Source organism: Micromonospora sp. CNZ286, assembly GCF_014207755.1.
The window spans coordinates 1,281,459-1,302,346 of sequence record NZ_JACHIZ010000001.1 but is presented as its reverse complement, the minus strand read 5'-3'; the positions used below and the strand labels follow the sequence as shown (position 1 = coordinate 1,302,346).

The window sequence follows — 20,888 nt, the reverse complement described above, 5'->3', positions numbered from 1 at the left end:
CGGTAGAGCACGAGGGAGTGCAGGTGCGCGAGTTCTCCGTCCCGCCGATCGTCACCGTCGGCGACGCGGCCAACCTGACCGACCCGGTCTGGGAAAACGCCGAGGTCGCCCCGGACACCGTGCAGTTCGTCCGCCCCGGCGCGGGAACGGACGCGCGCGAGGATGTCACCTGCCGCCAGTTCCGCGACGAGGTGGTTGCGGTGGCGCAGGGCCTGATCGCCGCAGGCGTCTCCCCCGGCGACCGGGTCGGCCTGATGAGCCGCACCCGCTACGAGTGGACCCTGTTCGACTACGCGATCTGGGCGGCCGGCGCGGTGACCGTGCCGATCTACGAGACCTCCAGCGCCGAGCAGGCCGCCTGGATCCTCGGCGACTCCGGCGCCGTGGCGGTGGTGGTGGAGAGCACCGCGCACGCCACCATGGTCGCCGGCGTCCGGGACCGGCTGCCCGAGCTGCGCGAGGTGTGGCAGATCGACCTGGGCGCCGTCGACGACCTGGTCGCCGCCGGTGCGTCGGTGGACCGGGCCGAGGTGGAGACCCGCCGCTCGCTGCTCAAGGCCGACGACGTCGCCACGATCATCTACACCAGCGGCACCACCGGCCGGCCCAAGGGCTGCGTGCTGACCCACCGCAACATCTACTCCGACATCGCCAACGCGGTGCCGGTGCTGCCGAACCTGTTCCGCCAGGGCGCCTCCACCCTGCTGTTCCTGCCGCTCGCGCACGCCTTCGCCCGGCTCATCCAGGTCGGCGTCGTGCACGCGCGGGCCACCATGGCGCACTGCGCGGACACCAAGAACCTGGTCGCCGAGCTCCAGGACTTCAAGCCGACGTTCGTGCTCTCCGTACCCCGGGTCTTCGAGAAGGTCTACAACGGCGCGCGGCAGAAGGCCGAGTCCGAGGGGAAGGGCAAGATCTTCGACCGCGCGGAGAAGGTCGCCATCGCGTGGAGCGAGGCCCAGGAGCTGCCGGGCGGTCCCGGCCTCGGGCTGCGCGCGCAGCACGCCCTCTTCGACAAGCTGGTCTACCGCAAGCTGCGGGCGGCGATGGGCGGCCGGTGCCGCGACGCCATCTCCGGCGGCGCGCCGCTGGGCGCGCGGCTCGGGCACTTCTTCCGCGGCGTCGGGGTGACCATCTGCGAGGGGTACGGCCTCACCGAGACCTCGCCGGCCGCCGCCGCCAACCTGCCCACCGGCACCCGGATCGGCACCGTCGGCCGACCGCTGCCCGGCGTGACCATCCGGATCGACGACGACGGCGAGGTTCTGATCGCCGGCGACATCGTCTTCCAGGGCTACTGGCACAACGACGCGGCCACCGCCGAGGCGATCAGCACCGACGGCTGGTTCCGCACCGGCGACCTCGGGCACCTGGACGACGACGGCTACCTGAGCATCACCGGCCGCAAGAAGGAGATCATCGTGACCGCCGGCGGCAAGAACGTCGCCCCGGCGGTGCTGGAGGACCAGGTGCGGGCGCACCCGCTGATCAGCCAGTGTGTGGTGGTCGGCGACCGGCAGCCGTTCATCGCCGCGCTGGTCACCATCGACGAGGAGGCGCTGCCGAAGTGGCTGGCCGGGCAGGGGCGTCCGGAGACCACGAGCATGGCCGAGCTGCGCGACGACGCGGCGCTGCGCGCCGAGGTGCAGTCCGCGATCGACCAGGCCAACCAGGCGGTCTCCAAGGCCGAGGCGATCAAGGTGTTCCGGATCCTGCCGCATGACTTCACCGAGACCACCGGCGAGCTGACCCCGTCGCTGAAGGTCAAGCGTCAGGTCGTGCACAAGACGTACGCCTCGGAGATCGCCGAGATCTACCGGGGCTGACTACCATCCGTCACGTGCCCGCCTCCACATCCCGCCAGCCGTCGACGCAGCCCCTCGCGGCGGCGGCTCGCGCGGTCCTCCTCGCGCTGGTCGCCGCCCTGACCCTGTTCGCCACCCGCGACGCCACCCAGCTCTGGTGGATCGCGCTGCTGGGCGTCGCCGGCCTGCCCGCCGTGCTCGCCCCCCAACACCGGCTGCTCGCCCCGATCAGCCGCTTCGCCGAGGTGGTGGTGCTCGGGCTGGCCGCCAGCCAGGTCGCCGCCGACACCCACCTGTCCGGCGTGACCGGCGGGGTGGGCGCCTCGGCGGTACTGCCGTACCTCGCCGTGCCGGTCACCGTGACCGCGCTGAGCCGCCGGTTCCGCGAGGGCGCCGCGCTGCTCGCCGTGGCGGCGGCGACGCTGCTGGCCAGCGCCGCGTTCACGCAGGTCGACGGCGGGCCGCAGCTCGGCCAGGTCGGCTACCTCGCGGTCTGCGCCCAGTGGCTGATCCTCGCCGGGCTCGGCCTCTACACCGCCGGCACGCTCCAGCGCGTCATGCGGGTGCGCGGCGAGGGCAAACCCCAGCCGTACGCCGAGGCGACCCGCCTGCTCACCCAGCTCCGTACGGTCGCCCGCCAGCTGCCCGGCGCCACCCTCGACCCGGGCGGCATCTCCGAGCACCTGCTGGAGGAGCTGCGGGTGGTGGCCAAGACCGACCGGGGCGCGGTGCTGTCCGCCAGCGGCGGCGGCCGGCTCGTGGTGCTCGCGCAGATCGGCGCGGACCGGGTCGACTGGGAGACCACGCTCGACGCCGACTCCGCCATCGCCGACGCCTGGGCCAGCCAGCAGCCGACCGTCTCGGCCCGCTCGCAGGCCCGGTCCCGGCGCTCCGGCGAGGTCTCCGCGCTGATCGTCCCGCTGGTGGCGGGCGTACGCACTGTCGGCCTGGTGGTGATCGAGGCGGACACCGCCGCCGCGTACCCGCCGCCCGTGGTGTCCCGGGTGACGGCGCTGACCGGCCCGGCGGCGCTGCGGCTCGAAGCCGCGCTGCTCTTCGACGAGGTGCGCTCGCTGGCGACCAACGAGGAGCGGCAGCGGCTGGCCCGGGAGATCCACGACGGGGTCGCCCAGGAGCTGGTCATGGTCGGGTACGGCATCGACAACGCGCTCGCCACCGTGCACGAGGACGCGGAGGAGACCGCCGACTCGCTGCGCACGCTGCGCCAGGAGGTCACCCGGGTGATCACCGAGCTGCGGCTGAGCCTGTTCGAGCTGCGCAGCGAGGTGGACCGGCACGGTGGCCTGGCCGCCGCCATCGCCGAGTACGCCCGCACCGTCGGCGCGTCCGGCGGCCTGCGGGTGCACCTGTCGCTGGACGAGTCCACCGCCCGGCTGCCGGCCGCCACCGAGGCCGAGTTGCTGCGCATCGCGCAGGAGGCGGTGACGAACGCGCGCAAGCACGCCGGCGCGTCGAACCTGTGGGTCACGTGCGAGGTGGATCCCCCGTACACCCGAATCGAAGTGTCGGATGACGGTCACGGCATCGGTGACCAGCGCCCGGACGGGCACTATGGCCTTGCGATCATGGCCGAGAGGGCGGAACGTATCCGAGGCCGGTTGGAGATCAGGCCGCGGCAGCCGAGTGGGACGACTGTGGCGGTGGTGCTCGGTTCGTCGCCCCGGCGCGATAAGGTGCGCGGCAGCGCCGCAGCAGCAGAAGGGGAGTAACCCGAGGATGACCAGCAGTCCGACACCGGCCACCCGTACCAAGGTTCTCCTGGTCGACGACCACGACCTCATCCGCAAGGGGCTGCGTCACGCGTTCGAGCGCGACCGTCAGTTCGAGGTCGTGGGCGAGGCGGCCACCGCTGCGGAGGGCGTGCGCCAGGCCGGCGCGCTCCAGCCCGACGTGGTGATCATGGACCTCCGCCTGCCCGACGGCAGCGGCCTGGAGGCCACCCGCGCCCTGCGCAAGTCCAGTGCGTCCATGGGCATCGTCGTGCTCACCATGTACGCCGGTGACGACCAGCTCTTCGGCGCCCTGGAGGCGGGTGCGAGCGCGTTCGTGCCGAAGACCGCCCCGGCCGACGAGGTGGTGGCCGCCGCCCGGCACGCCGCCTCCTCCCCCAGCGCGTTCACCGCCGCCGACCTGGCCGAGGCGATGAAGCGCCGGCTGGCGCCGTCCGGCCCGCAGCTGTCCCCCCGTGAGGGCCAGGTGCTGCGGCTGCTCGCCGACGGCATGAGCGTGGCCGGCATCGCCAAGCAGCTGTTCGTCAGCGAGTCGACCGCCAAGACCCACATCTCCAAGCTCTACGAGAAGCTGGGTGCCGCCAACCGGGCGCAGGCGCTGATGACCGCGCTGCGGCTGGGGCTGCTGGAGGCCCCGGACGCCCCGAAGTTCTGAGGCGTACCGCCGGAAGAGGCCCCGTCCACCACGGACGCGGGCCTCTCGGCGTTCCCGGCCACGTGTGGTCGCGTACGGTGAGCAGCCGGACGCGTAGCGACGGCGGTCTTTGCACCGCGACGGCGGAGGGGCAGAATACCCGGGTGATCCGCGCGGCGGTGACGACCGCGTGTCGCCGACACCCGAGGGGCAGGACATGCAGCGGCCGGACTGGGCACCCGAGACGATCGACATCGAGCGCCCCAGCGTCGCCCGCATGTACGACTACTACCTCGGCGGCTCGCACAACTTCGCCGCCGACCGGGCGGCCGCCCGCGCGATGGTGGAGGCGGTGCCGGAGGCGCCGCTGATGGCGCAGGCCAACCGCGCGTTCCTGCGCCGGGCGGTGCAGTACCTCGCCCAGGCCGGCATCCGGCAGTTCCTCGACATCGGCTCCGGCATCCCGACCGTCGGCAACGTGCACGAGATCGCCCAGCGGATCGACCCGGAGTCGCGCGTGGTCTACGTCGACGTGGACCCGGTGGCGGTGGCGCACAGCCAGGAGATCCTGGCCGGCAACGCGCACGCCGCGGTGCTCCAGGAGGACCTGCGCAACCCGGAGGCGATCCTCGCTCACCCGGAGGTCACCCGGCTGCTGGACTTCACCCGGCCGGTCGCCGTGATGGTCGTGGCGGTGCTGCACTTCATCCCGGACGCCGACCGCCCGGAGGAGATCCTGCGGACGCTGCGCGGGGCGCTGGCGCCCGGCAGTCACCTGGTGCTCTCCCAGGCCAGCGAGGACGGCCGCGCCGGCACCGGCGAACGGGCCGAGGCGGAGCGGGTCTACCGGCGTACCGACAGCCAGCTCTGGATCCGCAGCCGGGCCGAGATGACCGCGCTGTTCGACGGCTTCGAGCTGGTCGACCCGGGCGTGGTGTGGGTGCCGCAGTGGCGGCCGGACTCCCCCGACCAGGCGGAGAATGCCGAGCGGGCCGTCTTCATGGGTGGGGTCGGGCGGCTCGGTGGGTGACGACGCGGCCCGCAGCAGGCCCGGCGTCTTCGCCCGGGCCTGGGCCAAGGCGGTGTCCGGCACCAGCTACCTGCCGATGACCCAGTCGCAGCTGGAGGAGATGCTGCAACGGCTCACCGACCGGCTGGCCCAGGCGCTGCGCGCCGAACCGTTCGACCTGCGGATCGGCCAGCAGGTCGGCGCGGAGCTGGTGCAGGCGCACATCGCCTCCGCGGAAGGGCTGGGCCGCACCGTCGAGGTGATCCAGCTGCGCCTGGTCCGCGACCTCGACCTGGTCGTCGACGACGTCGAGGACCGGATGGCCCGGCTGCTCGCCACGGTCGCCACCGGCTACGCCCGCGCCCTGCGCGACCGCACGCTGGACGAGCAGGAGTCCATCCGCCGGGCCGCCATGATGGCCCGTGCGCAGGCGGAACGGGCGCTGCGCGACAGCGAGGCCCGGTTCCGGCACCAGGCCACCCACGACCCGCTCACCGGCCTGCCGAACCGCACGCTGTTCACCGAACGGCTGACCGCCGCGATCACCGCGCCGGGGCGGGGCGCCGACCGGGTCGGTGTCTGCTTCCTCGACCTGGACCGGTTCAAGGTCGTCAACGACTCCCTCGGCCACCAGATCGGCGACTCGCTGCTGGTGACGGTGGCGCAGCGCCTGCACCGGGCGCTCGGCGAGCACCTGGTGGCCCGGCTCGGCGGCGACGAGTTCGTGATCCTGGTCGAACGCACCGCCGGCACCGACGACGCGGTGAAGGTCGCCGAGGCGGCCCTCGCCGCGGTACGCGAACCGGCGCTCGTCGACGGCCACGAGCTGACCGTCTCCGCCAGCATCGGCATCGTGGAACGCCCGGTCGCGGGCACCTCGCCGATGGACCTGATGCGCGCGGCCGACAGCACGCTGCACTGGGCCAAGGCCGCCGGCGGGGCCCGCTGGTCGCTGTTCGACGCCGACCGCAACCGCCGCGACCTGGCCCGGTACGCGCTGTCCGCGGCGATCCCCGCCGCGCTGGACCGGGGCGAGTTCTACCTCGACTACCAGCCGCTGACGTCGTTGCGCGACGGGCGGGTGCTCGGCATGGAGGCGCTGGTGCGCTGGCGTCACCCGGAGCTGGGTGTGCTGCGGCCGGACAGCTTCATCCCGCTGGCCGAGGAGACCGGGTTGATCGTCCGGCTCGGCAGCTGGGTGCTGGCCGAGGCGTGCCGCGAGGCGGGCACCTGGCCGGACGCGGAGGGCGACGCGCCGTTCGTCAGCGTCAACCTCGCCGTCCGGCAGTTGCACCGCACCGACCTGGTGACCGAGGTACGCGGTGTGCTCGGGCGCACCGGCCTGCCGCCGCACCGGCTGCAACTGGAGATCACCGAGAGCACCATGATGAGCACAGTGGTCGAGCCGGTGCGGGCCCTGCGGGTGCTCGGTGACCTCGGGGTCCGGGTCGCCATCGACGACTTCGGCACCGGCTACTGCAACCTCGCGTACCTGCGGGACCTGCCGGTCGACGAGCTGAAGGTGGCGGGCGAGTTCGTGACCGGCCTGCGCGCGCCGGGCAGCGGCACCGACGAGCGGATCCTCGCCTCGCTCGTCTCGCTGGCGCACGCGCTGGACCTCACAGTCACCGCCGAGGGCGTGGAGACGGCCGACCAGGCCGACCGGCTGCGCGCGATCGGCTGCGACGCCGGGCAGGGCTGGCACTTCGGCCGTCCCGGCCCGGCCGCGCCGCACCTGGGCCGGGTGCCCGCCCACGTCGACGCGGCCTCCTGACGCGGCCGCCGCCCTGACCCGGCCGCCGCCTGACCCGGCCGGCCCGCAGTTGCCCTGATCCGGCCCGCACGCGGCCTCCCGGCCCGGCCCGCGCGGGGTTCCGTGGCCCGATCGTGGTGGTCCGCTTCGCCTGACCTACCCTCAGCCGGCCAGCAGGGCGGCCATCCGCTGTGCCTGCGTCTCCCAGCGCCACTCCCGCTCCACCCAGGCGCGGCCGGCGGCGCCGAACTGCCGGGCCAGATCCCGGTCGGCGAGCAGCGTGGCCACCCGGTCGGCGAGCTGGGCCACGTCCCGGCCCCCGACCACGTACCCGGTCTCCCCCTCGCGGACCGCGTCCGGCGCGCCGCCGGAGTCTCCGGCCACCACCGGCAGCCCGGTCGCGCTCGCCTCCAGGTAGACGATCCCGAGGCCCTCCACGTCCAGTCCGCGGTTGCGGGTGCGGCACGGCATCGCGTACACGTCGCCGGCCGCGTAGTGGGCGGGCAACTCGGCCGAGGGCACCGAGCCGGTGAAGACCACGTCGCGTTCCAGCCCGGCCTGCCGGGCCAGCTTCTCCAGCGTCGAGCGGTACGGGCCGCCGCCGACCACGAGCAGCGCGGCGTCCGGCACCCGGCGGCGGATCTCCGGCAGCGCGCGGATCAGCATGTCCTGGCCCTTGCGGGGCACCAGCCGCGACACGCACACCACCACCGGCCGGTCGGCCAGCCCGAGCCGTGACCGGACCCGCCCGCCGTCGACGTCCGGGTGGTAGGTGTCCACGTCCACGCCGGGCGCGAGCCACCGCAGCTCGGTGAACCCGTCCAGCACGCGGGCCAGCCGCGCCCGGGTGTACTCGCCGAGGTAGGTGGTCACGTCCACGCCCCGCCCGATCCGGCGCAACGCCGACCGGGCGCCTGGGAGCGCCGCCCAGCCGACCTCGTGGCCGTGGGTCAGCGCCACCGCCCGGCGGATCCCGGCCCGCCGCCGCAGGCCCGCGGCGAGCAGCCCCAGCGGGGCCGCCGCGCCGAACCACACGGTGTCGCAGTCGTACGCGCGCGCCAGCCGCGCCGCCCGCCGGGCGATCAGCGGGGTGGGCAGCAGCACCCGGGTCCGCTCCCGGACCACCTCGAACGGCTGGTCGGCGTCGAACTTCTCCGCCCCGCGCCAGCTCGACGCGTACACCACCACCGAGCCGGGCTGCTGGCGTACCGCGAGGTTGTGCACGAACGACTGGATGCCGCCGGGGCGCGGCGGGAAGTCGTTGGTGATCAGCAAGGTACGGCTCATCGGCCGGACTCCCTGGCGTAGGCGCGGGCGGCGGCCATCCGCTCCACGGTGGACGGGTGGGTCGCCGACCAGAGGCGCTCCCAGCGCGGCGGGTCGGGGTCGGCCAGGTTGACCCCGGCCAGTCGCCGCTGCATCGCCTCGAACGTCGCCGGGTCGCCGGTGAGCGCCAGCGCGTGGGCGTCGGCGCGGGCCTCGATCCGGCGGGAGACGAGCGCCTGCACCGGGGTGGAGAGCAGGCCGGCGACCGTGACCAGCACGATCAGCAGCGGGAACGCCCGCGGCTGGGCGATCGAGTCGACGCCGGCGAGCCGCAGCAGCGGCGTCCACGAGCCGATCAGGTAGAGCGCCACCACCGCGGCGGCGGCACCGAGCGCGCCGAGCACCGTGCCGGTCCACACGTCCCGGTCCTTCGCGTGCCCCAGCTCGTGGGCGACCACGCTTGTCACCTCGGCCGGTTCCGCCTCGCGCAGCAGCGTGTCGTAGACGACCACCCGCCGGGTCGGGCCGAGCCCGGAGACGTACGCGTTCACCGCACTGGTGCGCCGGGACGCGTCGGCGACGAGCACGTCGCGCACCGGTACGCCGTCCCGGGCGGCCATCGCGGTCAGCTCGCTGCGCAGCGGGCCCGGCTCCATCGGGGTGAACCGGTTGAACACCGGCTCGACCAGCACCGGCAGCACGAACGACAGCACCACCACCAGGACCGCCGCGCCGGCCGCGCCGAACGCCCACCACCAGCGCGGGGCGAGCCGTACCACTGTGTAGAAGCCGAGCAGGACCAGCGCGCCGATCACCGCGCTGACCGCGTACGACTTGAGCAGGTCGACCGCCCAGCCGCCCCAGGTCTGGGTGCTCAGCCCGTAGCGGACCAGCACGGTCCGGCGCCAGGCCGCGAACGGCAGCGTGAGCAGGTCGGCGAGGAACATGACGGCGAGCCCGCCGAGCACGGCCTGCGCGATCCAGTGCCCGCCGAAGGGCCGGCCGGCCAGTTCGACAAGGCGCCCGCCCAGCGGGGTCAGCCCGAGCAGCAGCGCCACCACCAGCCCTACTGCGAGCGCCGACCAGGCCGCCGGGCGCAGCGCGCCGTGGAACGCCCGGCCCCGGGTCACCTGCTCGGCCGGGAGGTCTCGCAGTGCCGCGAGCTGGTCGGCGCGGGGCGCCGGCGGGCGGCTCCACGGCACCAGCAGCGCCACCGCCACGAGCAGCGCGACCACCAGGCCGCCCAGGGTCAGCAGCGCCCAGGCGCGCGGGGTCACCGACCCACCCCGCCGTCGTGCCCCGTCCGCGTCATGCCGCTCCCCTCCCGCCGTGACCGCCCATCCTATTGCCCGGCCCTCGATCGGGACCGCCGTGCCCGACGCGCGACCCGACAGCGTGGCCCGGCATCAGTCGGGCAGGGCTCAGGCACGGCACCGGGGCCGGAGCCCGGGCCGGGGCCGAGGGCCGGGGCCGAGGGCCGAGGGCCGAGGGCCGGGCAGCGAACGGCCGACAGAGCTCAGGGTCGACAGAGCCCGGGCAGGCAGGCAGTGTCAGGCGATTCGGCGACGGCCGCCACGGCGGGGCGCCGGTGCCCGTGTCTCAGCCGGTGGGGACGGCAGCACCTCCACGTCGAATCCGGCCCGCGCGAACACCTCGATCGCCCGGTGCTCGGCCGGGCCCAGGTCGGCCGGGCCGGAGTCGAACAGGGCGGTCACCAGGCAGCCGGAGCAGCCGGCACCACGGTTGCCGCAGGTGTCGCAGTCGATCAGCATCAACGCCTCCTGACGGGTCGCCGGTGGCGGCCGGGGAAGGAGCCACCACCGTCGGTCACCACGACGCTAACGCTCGGGTACGACAGAACCGGACAACGAGGCAGCAGCCGCCGCGAACCCGAACCAGTACGCCGAAGTGGCGCGATCAGCACGCGCGCGACCCCGCCACGTCCCCGAACTGGAGTCGATCAAGCGGCGGGAGGCGACGCGGAGAAGCTCAGGAACGCGCCAGGCGCCGCAGCAGCGAGTCCGCACCCAGCGGGTACGCGCCGTGCCGGCGTACCCCGTCGGCGACCTCGCGGTCCGAGGAGACCACGACCACCGGCCGCCCGGCCGGCTCGGCACGGACCAGCCGGCGGATCAACTCGTCGGCGGTCTCCCCCTTGCGGGAGAACAGCACCCGCACGCCGCGCGGCGCCGGTGGCAGGCCGTGGATCCGCTCGGCGCCGTCGAAGACGACTGTGACCTCGTCCCCGGTCTGCGCGGCGATCCCGCCCAGCCCGGTGATGAGCCGCTTGCGCTGCTGCTCCAGCGACATCTCGCCGAAGCCGCGCTTGGTCACGTTGTAGCCGTCCACCACCAGGTGCGCCCGCGGCAGCGCGAGCAACTGGTCGAGGCGGGCCGGGTCGTCGGTGTCGCGGGCCCGCGTCGACGGGCCGGCCGGTGCGGCGCCCGGCTGCTCGGCGAACGCGTCGGCGACGAAGTCGGCCGGGAGCTTGTCCACCGGGTCGAGCGCCAGCTCGCGGCGCAGCCCCACGGCGGCCTGGCCGATCGTCTCCAGCAGCAGCCACAGCCGCGCGTCGTCGACCGAGCGGGCCTCCTTGGCGCTGGCCCGGGCCACTCCGGCGGCGGCCTCCGCCTCGGCCAGCCGGGCCCGGGTGCGGCGCAGTTCGGCGTCCGCATCGGCGGCGGCGCGGGCTGCCCGCCCCCGCTCGGTGGCGAGCATCTCGGTGGCCTTGCGCTCCCGGGCCTGGGTCTCCCGCAGGGTACGGGTCAGCTGGCGGGCCTCCTCGCGGAGCTGCCCCAGTTCCTCCCGGACCCGGGCCAGCTCGTCGCGCAGCTTCTCCGCCTCGACCCGGGCCACCGCACGGTCGTGCTCGGCGCGGGCGGCCCGCTGCTCGGCCTCGCGGACCAGCTCGGCCACTACCGCGCTGTCTGCCTCGGCGCGTACCGCCTCGCCGCTGGCGTCGATGAGTTCCCGCCAGCCGCGGGGCCGGGCCAGGTAGGCCAGGGCGGCCACCTCGACCGGGTCGGCCGCGGCCGGTGCGGTGCCCTCGACCACAGCCGCGCCCAGGTCACCGGCGTCGGCGAGGACCCGGGCGGTGATCCGCTGCCGGAACAGCGGGTCGGCGGTGAGCTGCGCGGCGATCGCGGGCGCGCCGAGGCGGGCGCGGCGGTTGGGGGCGAACTTGGCGACCCGCCGCAGCGGCACCGGCACCTCGTCGGCGGGCAGGCCGGGCAGCACGGCGGCGGTCAGCGTGACGATCCGCTGCCGGACCGGCTCGGGCAGCACGGGCTCGGGCTCGATCGCGGGTGGCGCGTCCTCATCGGCGGGCACGCCGACCACCGGCTCCTCCACGGAGGAGTGGTCGTCGTACGGCTCGGTGAGGGGCATGAGGCAAGTCTCCCACCCCGAACGGGCCCACCGCCCGGTGAGTGAGCCGATCTCTCATCGTACCCCCGTGGTATCTCCTGGGGCGGCAGTGACAGGAGTGTCGGACCGTGCCGCTAGCGTCCCGCGGGTGACACGAGCGGAGTACGTCCAGGAGTCGCTGGCCGGCCTGGACCCGGCGGGCAGCGGTGTCGACCCGGCGCTGCCGCTCTACGCGACCACCTTCGTGGTGGTCGACCTGGAGACCACCGGCGGCGCTCCCGACGGCGGCGGGATCACCGAGATCGGCGCGGTGAAGGTCCGTGGCGGCGAGGAGCTGGGCGTGCTCGCCACGCTCGTCAACCCGGGCGTGCCGATCCCGCCGTTCATCACCGTGCTCACCGGCATCACCCAGGCCATGCTGCTGCCCGCCCCGCCGATCGAGCAGGTGCTGCCGAGTTTCCTGGAGTTCGTCAGCGACGCCGTGCTCGTCGCCCACAACGCGCCGTACGACGTGGGTTTCCTCAAGGCGGCCTGCGCGAAGCACGGCTACCGCTGGCCCAACCCCCGGGTGCTGGACACGGCCGCGCTGGCCCGGCGGGTGCTCACCCGCGACGAGGTGCCCAACCGCAAGCTGGGCACGCTCGCCGCCTACTTCCGCACCGCGACCCAGCCCACCCACCGCGCGCTCGACGACGCGAAGGCCACAGTCGACGTGCTGCACGGGCTGATCGGCCGCCTCGGCGGGCACGGGGTCGGCACGGTCGGCGAGGCGATCGAGTTCGCCCGCGCGGTCACCCCCACCCAGCGCCGCAAGCGGCACCTCGCCGACGGGCTGCCGAAGGTGCCGGGCGTCTACATCTTCCGGGCCGCCGACGACCGGCCGCTCTACGTGGGCACGTCCGGCGACATCGCCACCCGGGTCCGCAGCTACTTCACCGCCGCGGAGAAGCGGGCCCGGATCTCCGAGATGCTCGCCGCCGCCGAGCGCGTCGAGGCGGTCGAGTGCGCCCACTCGCTGGAGGCGGAGGTCCGTGAACTGCGGCTGATCGCGGCGCACGCGCCGCCGTACAACCGCAGGTCGAAGTATCCGGAGCGCCAGGTGTGGCTGAAGCTCACCGACGAGGCGTACCCCCGGTTGTCGATCGTGCGCGACATCGCGCCCACCGACACGGCCTACCTGGGGCCGTTCCGGTCCCGGCAGGCGGCGGAGCTGGCCGCCGCCGGCTTCCACGACGCCGTGCCGCTGCGGCAGTGCACACACCGGCTCTCCCGGCGTACCACCATGCCGGCCTGCGCGCTGGCCGAGCTGGGTCGCTGCCCGGCGCCCTGCGAGCACAAGATCACCCCCGAGGAGTACGACGACGCAGCGGCGACGCCGTTCCGCACCGCCACCAGCGACGACCCCGGAGTGGTGGTGGACGCGCTGCTCGCCCGCATCGAGGTGCTGTCGGCCGCCGAGCGGTACGAGGAGGCGGCTGTGGTCCGCGGCCGGCTGGTGGCGGTGCTGCGCGCGGCGGTCCGGATGCAACGGCTGGCCGCGTTGACCGGCATCGCCGAGCTGGCCGCCGCCCGTCCGGCCGCCCGGGGCGGCTGGGAGCTGGCGCTGGTGCGGCACGGCCGGCTCGCCGGGGCCGGGGTGTCCCCGCCGGGTGTCCACCCGCGACCCACCATCGCGGCGATCCGCGCCACCGCCGAGACGGTGCTGCCCGGGCACGGTCCGGTGCCGGCCGCGACCGCCGAGGAGACCGAGCGGATCCTGTCCTGGTTGGAACGACCGGAGACCCGGCTGGTCGAGTCGACAGACGGCTGGGCCTCGCCGGTGGCCGGCGCGGGGCGTTTCCGCGAACTGCTGACGAAGGCGGAGAACGGCGGATCCGCCAAACTCTCGACCGAACGCTCATGACCAACTGACCGATCGGACTACCTCGACTCCCTTAGTCTGTTAAAGGAGTGCAGACCTGCCCGATTCGCGGGCTCTGCTCCCGGTCGCCGGTTCCCGGTGGCCGAGGGCCGGGGTGAGGAGGTGTCCCAGGTGGACGTCGACGCCGGACACGGCGCCGCCCTGGGTGGCGCGCTCCCGACCCAGGGCGAACTACCGCTCACCCGCCGCCTGCGTTCCCTGCTCACCTGGCCGACGGCCGACGGCGACCCGGTCACCACACTGGTCCGCGCCCACCGTGGCATCCACGCGAGCGCCGACGCCTCGGTGCTGCGCCGGGCCTACACGATCGCCGAGAACATGCACCGCGGCCAGTTCCGCAAGAGCGGCGAGCCGTACATCACCCACCCGCTGGCGGTGGCGCAGATCTGCGCCGACCTCGGCATGGACACCATCACCCTGGTCGCCGCGCTGCTGCACGACACGGTGGAGGACACCCGCTACACGCTCCAGGCGCTCCAGGAGGACTTCGGCCGCGAGGTCGCCCACCTGGTCGACGGCGTGACCAAGTTCGACAAGGCGTTCTACGGCAAGGCCGCCGAGGCGGAGACCGTCCGCAAGATGATCGTGGCGGCCGGCAAGGACGTCCGGGTGCTGGTGATCAAGCTGGCGGACCGGCTGCACAACATGCGTACGCTCGGCGTCCGCTCGGCCGCCTCCCGGGAGCGGATCGCCCGCAAGACCCAGGAGGTGCTGGTCCCGCTCTGCGACCGGCTGGGCATCCAGACGCTCAAACGCGAGCTGGACGACGTGGTGCTGCTGCACCTGCGGCCGGAGGAGCACGCGCGGATCGCCCGGTTCGTGCACGACCGGCCCGGCTGGGACGCCTACCTGGCCGACGTGGTGGCCCGCACCCGGGCGGCGTTGCGCCGCAACCGGGTCGACGCCGACGTCTCCCCCCGCCCCCGGCACCTCTACTCGATCTGGAAGGACACGGTCGCCGGCGACCACGCCGCCCCGTTCGACCTGCCCCGCATCGCGATCGTGGTGGACGGTCCGGCGACCGACTGTTACGCCGCGCTGGGCGCCGTGCACGGGCTCTGGCGGCCGGTGCCGGGCCGGTTCAAGGACTTCATCGCCTCCCCGAAGAACAACCTCTACCGGTCGTTGCACACGAGCGTCTGCGGCCCGCAGGACCGCACGGTCGAGGTGCTGATCCGCACCACCGAGATGCACCGCTCCGCGGAGTACGGCGTGGCCGCCCACTACCGCTTCCCCCGGGCCGCGGGCCGGGGCGCCGACCGGGCGGACGAGCTGGCCTGGCTGCGCCGGGTGCTCGACTGGGAGCAGGAGACGGTCGACCCGACCCAGTTCATGGAGTCGCTGCGCTGTGACCTGTCCGAGGCGCAGATCCAGGTGGTGGCCGACGGGCGGCAGGTCGTACTGCCGGCCGGGGCGACACCTGTCGACCTCGCGTACGAGCTGGGCACCGAGCGCGGCGACCACTGCCTGGCCGCCCGGATCAACGGCCGGCTCGCGCCGCTCTCCTCCGAACTGGAAGAGGGCGACGTGGTGGAGATCTTCACCGAGAACGACGCGGAGAGCGGCTTCGAGGCGGACGTGGCCCCGCGCGGCCCGCGCCGGGAGTGGCTGGGCTTCGTGAAGTCCCCGCACGCCCAGATGCAGATCAACCGCTGGTTCGCCGAGCACACCGAGCCGGGCATCTCGATCGCCGACAAGGTCCGGCTCGGCCGGGCCTCGATCGGCCTGGCGTTGCGCAAGCACAGCCGGGGCCTGGCCAGCGACCTGCCGCTGCTGCGGCTGTCCGAGGAACTGGGCTACCCCGACCTGGAGACGCTGCTGGTGGCGGTCTTCGACCGCACTGTCGAGCCGGACACCGTGGTCCAGCAGTTGATCGATCTGGTCGACCACAGGCAGTAGACGGAGCCGGTCCGCGCCGGGACCACTAGCCTGGACGGCATGATCCCCCGCGCGCGTGCCACCGGACGGGCCCTCGGCTACCAGATCTTCTACCGGCTTCCGGTCCCGCTGCGACGGCGGCTGGTCCGGCTGGCCGTACCGAAGTACATCGTCGGCGCGGTCACGCTGGTCAAGGACACGGAGGCCACCGGCGCGGGCCGGATCCTGCTGCTGCGCCAGCCGCCCGGGTACAGCTGGACGCTGCCGGCCGGGCTGCTGCAACGCGGCGAGGCCCCGGTGGTCGGCGCCGCCCGCGAGCTGTACGAGGAATCAGGCGTCCGTCTGTCCCCCGACGCGCTGCGCCCGGCGGTGCCGAACGCGGTGGTGCACGCCAAGGGCTGGGTCGACGTGGTCTTCGAGGCGGAGGTGCCGGCGTCGACCACCGAGCTGAAGGTGGACGGCGCCGAGGTGTTCGAGGCCGCCTTCCATCCGCTCGACGACCTGCCCCGGCTCAGCCGCGCCACCGCCAACCTGCTCGGCTACTACGGCATCGGCCCGCGCGCCGGCGAGCACCCACCGGCCGCGTGAGCACCCCGTACGCGGGCACTACGGCACCCGGGGTCGAGGTGTGCGCGGTGGTGCTGGCCGCGGGCGAGGGCACCCGGCTGCGCCCGCTCACCGAGCGGGTGCCGAAGGCGCTCTGCCCGGTGGGAAACGTCCCGCTGCTGGACCGGGCGCTGGCCCGGCTGGCCGGACTCGGCCTGACCGGCCCGGAGCGGGTCGCGGTGAACGCCTGCTACCTGGGCAACCAGGTGGTCACGCGGGTGGGCGGACGGGCTCACCTGTCGGTCGAGCCGGACGCCCCGCTCGGCACCGCCGGGGGTGTGGGCCGGCTGCGGGACTGGATCGACGGCCGGGGCGTGCTGGTCGGCAACGCCGACGCATACCTGGCCGACCCGCAGGCCCCGCCCGGGCCGGACATCGCCGCGCTGCTGGACGGGTGGGACGGGCACGGCGTACGCCTGCTCGGCCGTCCCGCCGACGACCCGCACGCCCCCGGGACCTTCGACGGCCACGAGTTCGTGGGTTTCTCGCTGCTGCCCTGGCGGCTGGTCCGCGACCTGCCACCCACGTTCGGCGACCTGGTCCGGGCGGTGTGGCGGCCCGCGGAGGCCGCCGGGGCGCTCACAGTCGTGCCCTACCGGGGGACGTTCTACGACACCGGCACCCCGGCCGACTACCTGGCCGCCAACCTGCACGCGGCCGGACCGGACGGACTGGTGGACCCGGCCGCGACGGTGGACGGCCGGGTCACCGGCTCGGTGATCGGCGCGGGCGCGCGGGTGCACGGCGACGTGGACCGGTCGGTGGTGTGGCCTGGTGCGACAGTCGCGGCCGGGGAACGCCTGCGCGAGGTGATCCGGGCCGGGGACGACCTGACCGTCCCGGCGGCGCGGTGAGGGGCGCGGGCTCTAGCATGGGCCTCGTCGCCGACGAACGGAGAACCGTCCCGTGATCACCGCGATCGTGCTGATCGACTGCGCCACCGACTCCATCCCCGAGGTGGCCGAGACCCTGGCCAACCTGCCCGGCGTCAGCGAGGTCTACTCGGTGGCCGGGCACGTCGACCTGATCGCCATGGTCCGGGTCCGGGAGTTCGAGCAGATCGCCCAGGTCATCGCCGGCAGCATCTCGAAGGTGCCGGGCGTGCTCAACACCGAGTCGCACATCGCGTTCCGCGCCTACTCCCAGCACGACCTGGAGGAGGCGTTCGCGATCGGACTGGCGAACGCCGACTGACACGAGCCGGTGACCGGCCTGCCCTCGCGGGCGGACCGGCCACCGTCGACCGTGCGGTACGTCAGCTCTGGCTGGGCACCGGGGTCTCCGTGGTGCCCGGAGCGGGCTCCTCGGTCTCGGTACCGCCCGGAGCCGGCGACTCGGTGCCACCCGGGGACGTGGTGCCGCCCGGGCTGGGCGTGCCGCTGGCGCTGGTCTGCGGAACCGGGACGCCCAGGGTCTGGGCCAGGGCCACGAGCGCGTCGTAGTGCGCCTGGAGGACCGGCAGCGCGTCCTGCGCGATCTGCACCACCGACTGCTCCGAGCCCTGCGAGATCTCGGTCTGGGTGGCCTGGATCGCCTGGACGTGGCCGGCGAGCTGCGCGGTCACCCACGCCTTGTCGAACTCGGCCCCGCTGAGGTTGTTCAGCTTGTCCAGGACCTTCTGCTGGTCGGCGGTCGGGTCGGCCGGCAACTGCACGTTGAGCTGCTGCGCGGTCGACTGCACCGTCTGGTCCAGCTGGGTGTGGTCCGTCACGAACATCTTGCCCAGGTCCTTGACCTGCTGGTTCTGACCCTTCTGCTGGGCCAGGTTACCGGCGGTGATCTCGAACAGGTTGACCTGGTGAACCGCCTGCAGGTACTGCGTGTCCTGCGTCGACGGCTGTGCCGCCGCCTGCGCCGCGGCGGCGGGCGCCAGCCCCACGACCACCAGCGCGGCCAGCAGGCCCAGGCGTTTGATTCCCAACATTCGTTCCTCCCCCATGAGACGTCGGACCGCACGGATACCCGGCTGACCGGGGTTATTCCTGCGATTCCACCCGTCCGTGTCGGGGGCGACGGCCGTCGGCGCACCGGCCTCCCGGCGTGCGCGGGAGGGAACGGGACGACCGGTGCGGAAACGGCAGTGGCGCCCGCCGGAAGATCCGGCGGGCGCCACTGTCAGTCGTACCGGGGAGGGTCAGCGACGGCTCTCGCCGCTGCCGATCTCCTCCCGCTCCGGCCGGGCCTCGACCGGCGGGTGCCCCGGCGAGACCGGCGCCTCGGCCGGCTTCTCGATCGGGTAGAAGAAGCCCCGGATCGCCGGGCCGAGGGCACCGAGCCGGTTCATCTTCTTCGGCACCACCCAGCCGACGTAGTCCAGCGCCGGCGGGTGACCGTCGTGGCCGTCGGCCGAGGTGAGCGGCTGGTGGACCTCGACGAACCGGCCGTCGGGCAGCCGCTTGATGATGCCGGTCTCCACGCCGTGGGCCAGCACCTCCCGGTCGTGCTGCTGCAGACCCAGGCAGATCCGGTACGTGATGTAGTACGCGATCGGCGGCAGGATCAGCAGGCCGATCCGGCCACCCCAGGTCATCGCGTTCAGGCTGATGTGGAACTTGTCCGCGATGACGTCGTTGGCGCCGGAGAGGGTCAGCACGACGTAGAAGGCGAGCGCCATGGCGCCCACGGCGGTCCGGGCCGGAACGTCCCGGGGCCGCTGGAGCAGGTTGTGGTGCTTGTAGTCCTTGAGGCGGCGCGCCTCCAGGAACGGATACATCGTCGACAGGCCGACCAGGATTCCGGGTAGCACCACAGTCGGCCAGAACAACGGTGGGATGACGTACCCGTTGCCGATCGGGATGTGGATCTCCCAGCCCGGCATGAGGCGGGTCGAGCCGTCGAGGAACATGACGTACCAGTCGGGCTGGCTGGCGGCAGAGACCACCCACGCCTCGTACGGGCCGAACAGCCAGATCGGGTTGATCTGGAACATGCCGCCCATCAGCGCGATCACGCCGAAGACGACCATGAAGAAGCCGCCCTGCTTGAGCGCGTAGCGCGGGAACATCCGCTCGCCGACCACGTTGGAGTTGGTCCGGCCGGGGCCGGGCCACTGGGTGTGCTTCTGCTTGAACACCAGGCCGAGGTGCACGCTGATCAGCGCCACCAGCAGACCCGGGACGAGCAGCACGTGGGCGATGAAGAAGCGGCTGATGATGATGGTGCCGGGGAACTCCCCGCCGAAGATCGACGAGCTGACCCAGGAGCCGATCACCGGGATCGACAGGATGATCGCGGAGGCGATCCGCAGACCGGTGCCGGACAGGCCGTCGTCCGGCAGCGAGTAGCCGGTGAAGCCGGCCAGGAAGCCGACCCAGAACAGCAGCGAGCCGATGATCCAGTTGGTCTCACGGGGCTTGCGGAACGCGCCGGTGAAGAAGACCCGCAGCATGTGGACCACGATGGCGGCCATGAACAGCAGGGCCGACCAGTGGTGCATCTGCCGCATGATCAGACCACCCCGGACATCGAACGAGATGTCCAGGCTGGAGGCGTAGGCGGCCGACATCGGGGTGCCCCGCAGCGGCGCGTAGCTGCCGTTGTAGATGACCTCGGTCATCGCCGGCTCGAAGAAGAACGTCAGGAAGACGCCGGTGAGCAGCAGGACGATGAACGAGAACAGCGCGATCTCGCCGAGCAGGAACGACCAGTGGTCGGGGAAGACCTTGTTCAGCAGCTTGCGCAGGGGCGTGGCCACCTGGAAGCGGTCGTCCACCGCCCGCGCGCTCTTGGCCGGCAGCGCTGCTGCATCAAACTTTCGGCGCTTCATGGCCGCTCCCAGAAGTCGGGACCGATGGTCTCGGTGTAGTCGGACTTCGCCACGAAGAAGCCCTCCTCGTCCACCTCGATCGGCAGCTGCGGCAGCGGCCGGTTCGCCGGGCCGAAGATCGGCTTGGCGTTGTCGGTGATGAGGAACTGCGACTGGTGGCAGGGGCAGAGCAGGCGGTTGGTCTGCTGCTCGTAGAGGCTGGCCGGGCAGCCGGCGTGCGTGCAGATCTTGGAGAACGCGACGTAGTTGCCCCACATGTAGTCGCCGTGGCCCTTGCGCTCGTTCGCGGCGCGCGACTTCTGCGCGTCGTCCTCCCGCAGGTGGATGAGCAGGGTCGGCGAGTCGGCGTGCAGGTTGCTCACGCCGCCGTCGATGCCCGGGAACACGGTGAGCTGGCCGCCGACGCTGACGTCGGCCGGGCGGATCGGGCGGCCGTCCTCACGGATCAGCCGGATCTTCTTGCCGCCCTCGCCCGGCTGGAAGCCGGTGGTGAACATCTGGTTGTTCTTGTGCGGCTGCTCGATCAGGCCACCGATCAGCGGGGCCGCGGCCACCGCGCCCACCGGCGCCAGGCCGGCGAGCAGCGAGATGCCGAGCAGCGGCCGGCGACGGACGCCCATCTCGTCGGCCAGGTAGAGCATGGTCTCGCCGGTGATCTTGCGACCCTCCGGGTCGTCGGCCTGGTCGTGCCGGTCCTGGATCGAGACCTCCTTGGGCAGCAGCTTCTTGCCCCAGGTCAGGATGCCGAAACCGATGCCCAGCAGCGCCAGGCCCAGCGTCACGCCGAGCAGCGGCGTGTAGAGCTTGTCGCCGCCGGTACCCGGCTCCCACTGCCACGGCCACCAGATGTAGACCACCAGGAAGGCGGTCGCGAAGACGCCGGTCAGCAGGAACATCAGGGCGACCGTGCGGGTCAGCCGGCGCTCGGCCTTGCTGCCCGGGACCACCTGCGGCTCGTAGTGGACGATCTCGATGTCGTCCCGCCGCGCGCCCTCCTGGACGATGTCGAACCGGGAGAGCCGGGGGTCGTTCACGTCGAGCGGCTCCGGGCCCTGCTGGGCCTGGTGCTCGGTGTGGGTGCTCATGCCGTCACCTCGCTACGGGTGACGCCGGGGGTCGGCGCCACAGCACTG

At 73.4% G+C, this 20,888-nt stretch carries 17 protein-coding genes; 10 read left to right on the top strand and 7 right to left on the bottom strand.

Annotated elements, in window-relative coordinates:
• The first annotated feature begins 23 nt into the window (after positions 1-23).
• The 5 genes from FHX31_RS06225 (at position 24) to FHX31_RS06205 (ending at position 6,973) form a co-directional block, all read left to right on the top strand.
• Positions 24-1,826, top strand: coding sequence for an AMP-dependent synthetase/ligase (locus FHX31_RS06225; RefSeq protein ID WP_013475734.1), 1,803 nt, complete (start codon positions 24-26; stop codon positions 1,824-1,826).
• Positions 1,827-1,840: 14 nt separating this feature from the next.
• Positions 1,841-3,535, top strand: a complete 1,695-nt coding sequence (locus FHX31_RS06220) for a sensor histidine kinase (protein WP_013287677.1) — start codon at positions 1,841-1,843, stop codon at positions 3,533-3,535.
• 7 nt (positions 3,536-3,542) lie between these two features.
• Positions 3,543-4,211, top strand: coding sequence for a response regulator transcription factor (locus tag FHX31_RS06215; RefSeq protein WP_013287678.1), 669 nt, complete (start codon positions 3,543-3,545; stop codon positions 4,209-4,211).
• 196 nt (positions 4,212-4,407) lie between these two features.
• Positions 4,408-5,220 (top strand): SAM-dependent methyltransferase, encoded by an 813-nt coding sequence (locus tag FHX31_RS06210; protein WP_091331098.1) that lies wholly within the window; start codon positions 4,408-4,410, stop codon positions 5,218-5,220.
• Positions 5,221-5,296: 76 nt separating this feature from the next.
• Positions 5,297-6,973 (top strand): putative bifunctional diguanylate cyclase/phosphodiesterase, encoded by a 1,677-nt coding sequence (locus tag FHX31_RS06205; protein ID WP_225319615.1) that lies wholly within the window; start codon positions 5,297-5,299, stop codon positions 6,971-6,973.
• Between the two features lie 141 nt (positions 6,974-7,114).
• Here FHX31_RS06205 and FHX31_RS06200 read toward each other — a convergent pair whose 3' ends face one another.
• The 4 genes from FHX31_RS06200 to FHX31_RS06185 all read right to left on the bottom strand — a co-directional run bounded on the left by FHX31_RS06200 (position 7,115) and on the right by FHX31_RS06185 (position 11,605).
• Positions 7,115-8,239 (bottom strand): glycosyltransferase family 4 protein, encoded by a 1,125-nt coding sequence (locus FHX31_RS06200; RefSeq protein ID WP_013475732.1) that lies wholly within the window; start codon positions 8,237-8,239, stop codon positions 7,115-7,117.
• A complete protein-coding gene (locus FHX31_RS06195; RefSeq protein ID WP_071098289.1) occupies positions 8,236-9,495 on the bottom strand; it encodes a M48 family metallopeptidase in 1,260 nt (419 codons plus the stop codon). Before FHX31_RS06195 ends, FHX31_RS06200 begins: the two co-directional genes overlap by 4 nt.
• A gap of 273 nt (positions 9,496-9,768) precedes the next feature.
• Positions 9,769-9,990 carry a hypothetical protein gene (locus FHX31_RS06190; RefSeq protein ID WP_013287683.1) on the bottom strand — a complete coding sequence of 74 codons (222 nt, stop codon included), beginning with the start codon at positions 9,988-9,990 and terminating at the stop codon, positions 9,769-9,771.
• 217 nt (positions 9,991-10,207) lie between these two features.
• Positions 10,208-11,605 (bottom strand): NYN domain-containing protein, encoded by a 1,398-nt coding sequence (locus FHX31_RS06185; RefSeq protein ID WP_091331096.1) that lies wholly within the window; start codon positions 11,603-11,605, stop codon positions 10,208-10,210.
• Positions 11,606-11,732: 127 nt separating this feature from the next.
• On the opposite strand from FHX31_RS06185, the gene FHX31_RS06180 reads away from it, so the two are divergent.
• The 5 genes from FHX31_RS06180 (at position 11,733) to FHX31_RS06160 (ending at position 17,183) form a co-directional block, all read left to right on the top strand.
• A complete protein-coding gene (locus tag FHX31_RS06180) occupies positions 11,733-13,487 on the top strand; it encodes a DEDD exonuclease domain-containing protein (protein WP_091331095.1) in 1,755 nt (584 codons plus the stop codon).
• A 129-nt stretch (positions 13,488-13,616) separates the two neighbouring features.
• Positions 13,617-15,404, top strand: a complete 1,788-nt coding sequence (locus FHX31_RS06175; RefSeq protein WP_030273955.1) for a RelA/SpoT family protein — start codon at positions 13,617-13,619, stop codon at positions 15,402-15,404.
• A gap of 39 nt (positions 15,405-15,443) precedes the next feature.
• A complete protein-coding gene (locus tag FHX31_RS06170) occupies positions 15,444-15,971 on the top strand; it encodes an NUDIX hydrolase (protein ID WP_013287687.1) in 528 nt (175 codons plus the stop codon).
• Positions 15,968-16,843 carry a nucleotidyltransferase family protein gene (locus FHX31_RS06165; protein WP_091331094.1) on the top strand — a complete coding sequence of 292 codons (876 nt, stop codon included), beginning with the start codon at positions 15,968-15,970 and terminating at the stop codon, positions 16,841-16,843. The genes FHX31_RS06170 and FHX31_RS06165 overlap by 4 nt, the downstream gene beginning before the upstream one ends.
• Before the next feature lie 52 nt (positions 16,844-16,895).
• Positions 16,896-17,183 carry an Lrp/AsnC family transcriptional regulator gene (locus tag FHX31_RS06160; RefSeq protein ID WP_013287689.1) on the top strand — a complete coding sequence of 96 codons (288 nt, stop codon included), beginning with the start codon at positions 16,896-16,898 and terminating at the stop codon, positions 17,181-17,183.
• A 61-nt stretch (positions 17,184-17,244) separates the two neighbouring features.
• On the opposite strand, the gene FHX31_RS06155 is transcribed toward FHX31_RS06160, so the two are convergent.
• From FHX31_RS06155 to qcrA, 3 genes are all read right to left on the bottom strand, one after another.
• Positions 17,245-17,913, bottom strand: coding sequence for a DUF4142 domain-containing protein (locus FHX31_RS06155; protein WP_013287690.1), 669 nt, complete (start codon positions 17,911-17,913; stop codon positions 17,245-17,247).
• A gap of 210 nt (positions 17,914-18,123) precedes the next feature.
• Complete coding sequence (gene qcrB / locus FHX31_RS06150) at positions 18,124-19,755, bottom strand: cytochrome bc1 complex cytochrome b subunit (protein ID WP_013287691.1); 1,632 nt, start codon at positions 19,753-19,755, stop codon at positions 18,124-18,126.
• Positions 19,752-20,840, bottom strand: a complete 1,089-nt coding sequence (qcrA, locus tag FHX31_RS06145; RefSeq protein WP_013287692.1) for a cytochrome bc1 complex Rieske iron-sulfur subunit — start codon at positions 20,838-20,840, stop codon at positions 19,752-19,754. The genes qcrB and qcrA overlap by 4 nt, the downstream gene beginning before the upstream one ends.
• Between the last annotated feature and the right edge of the window lie 48 nt (positions 20,841-20,888).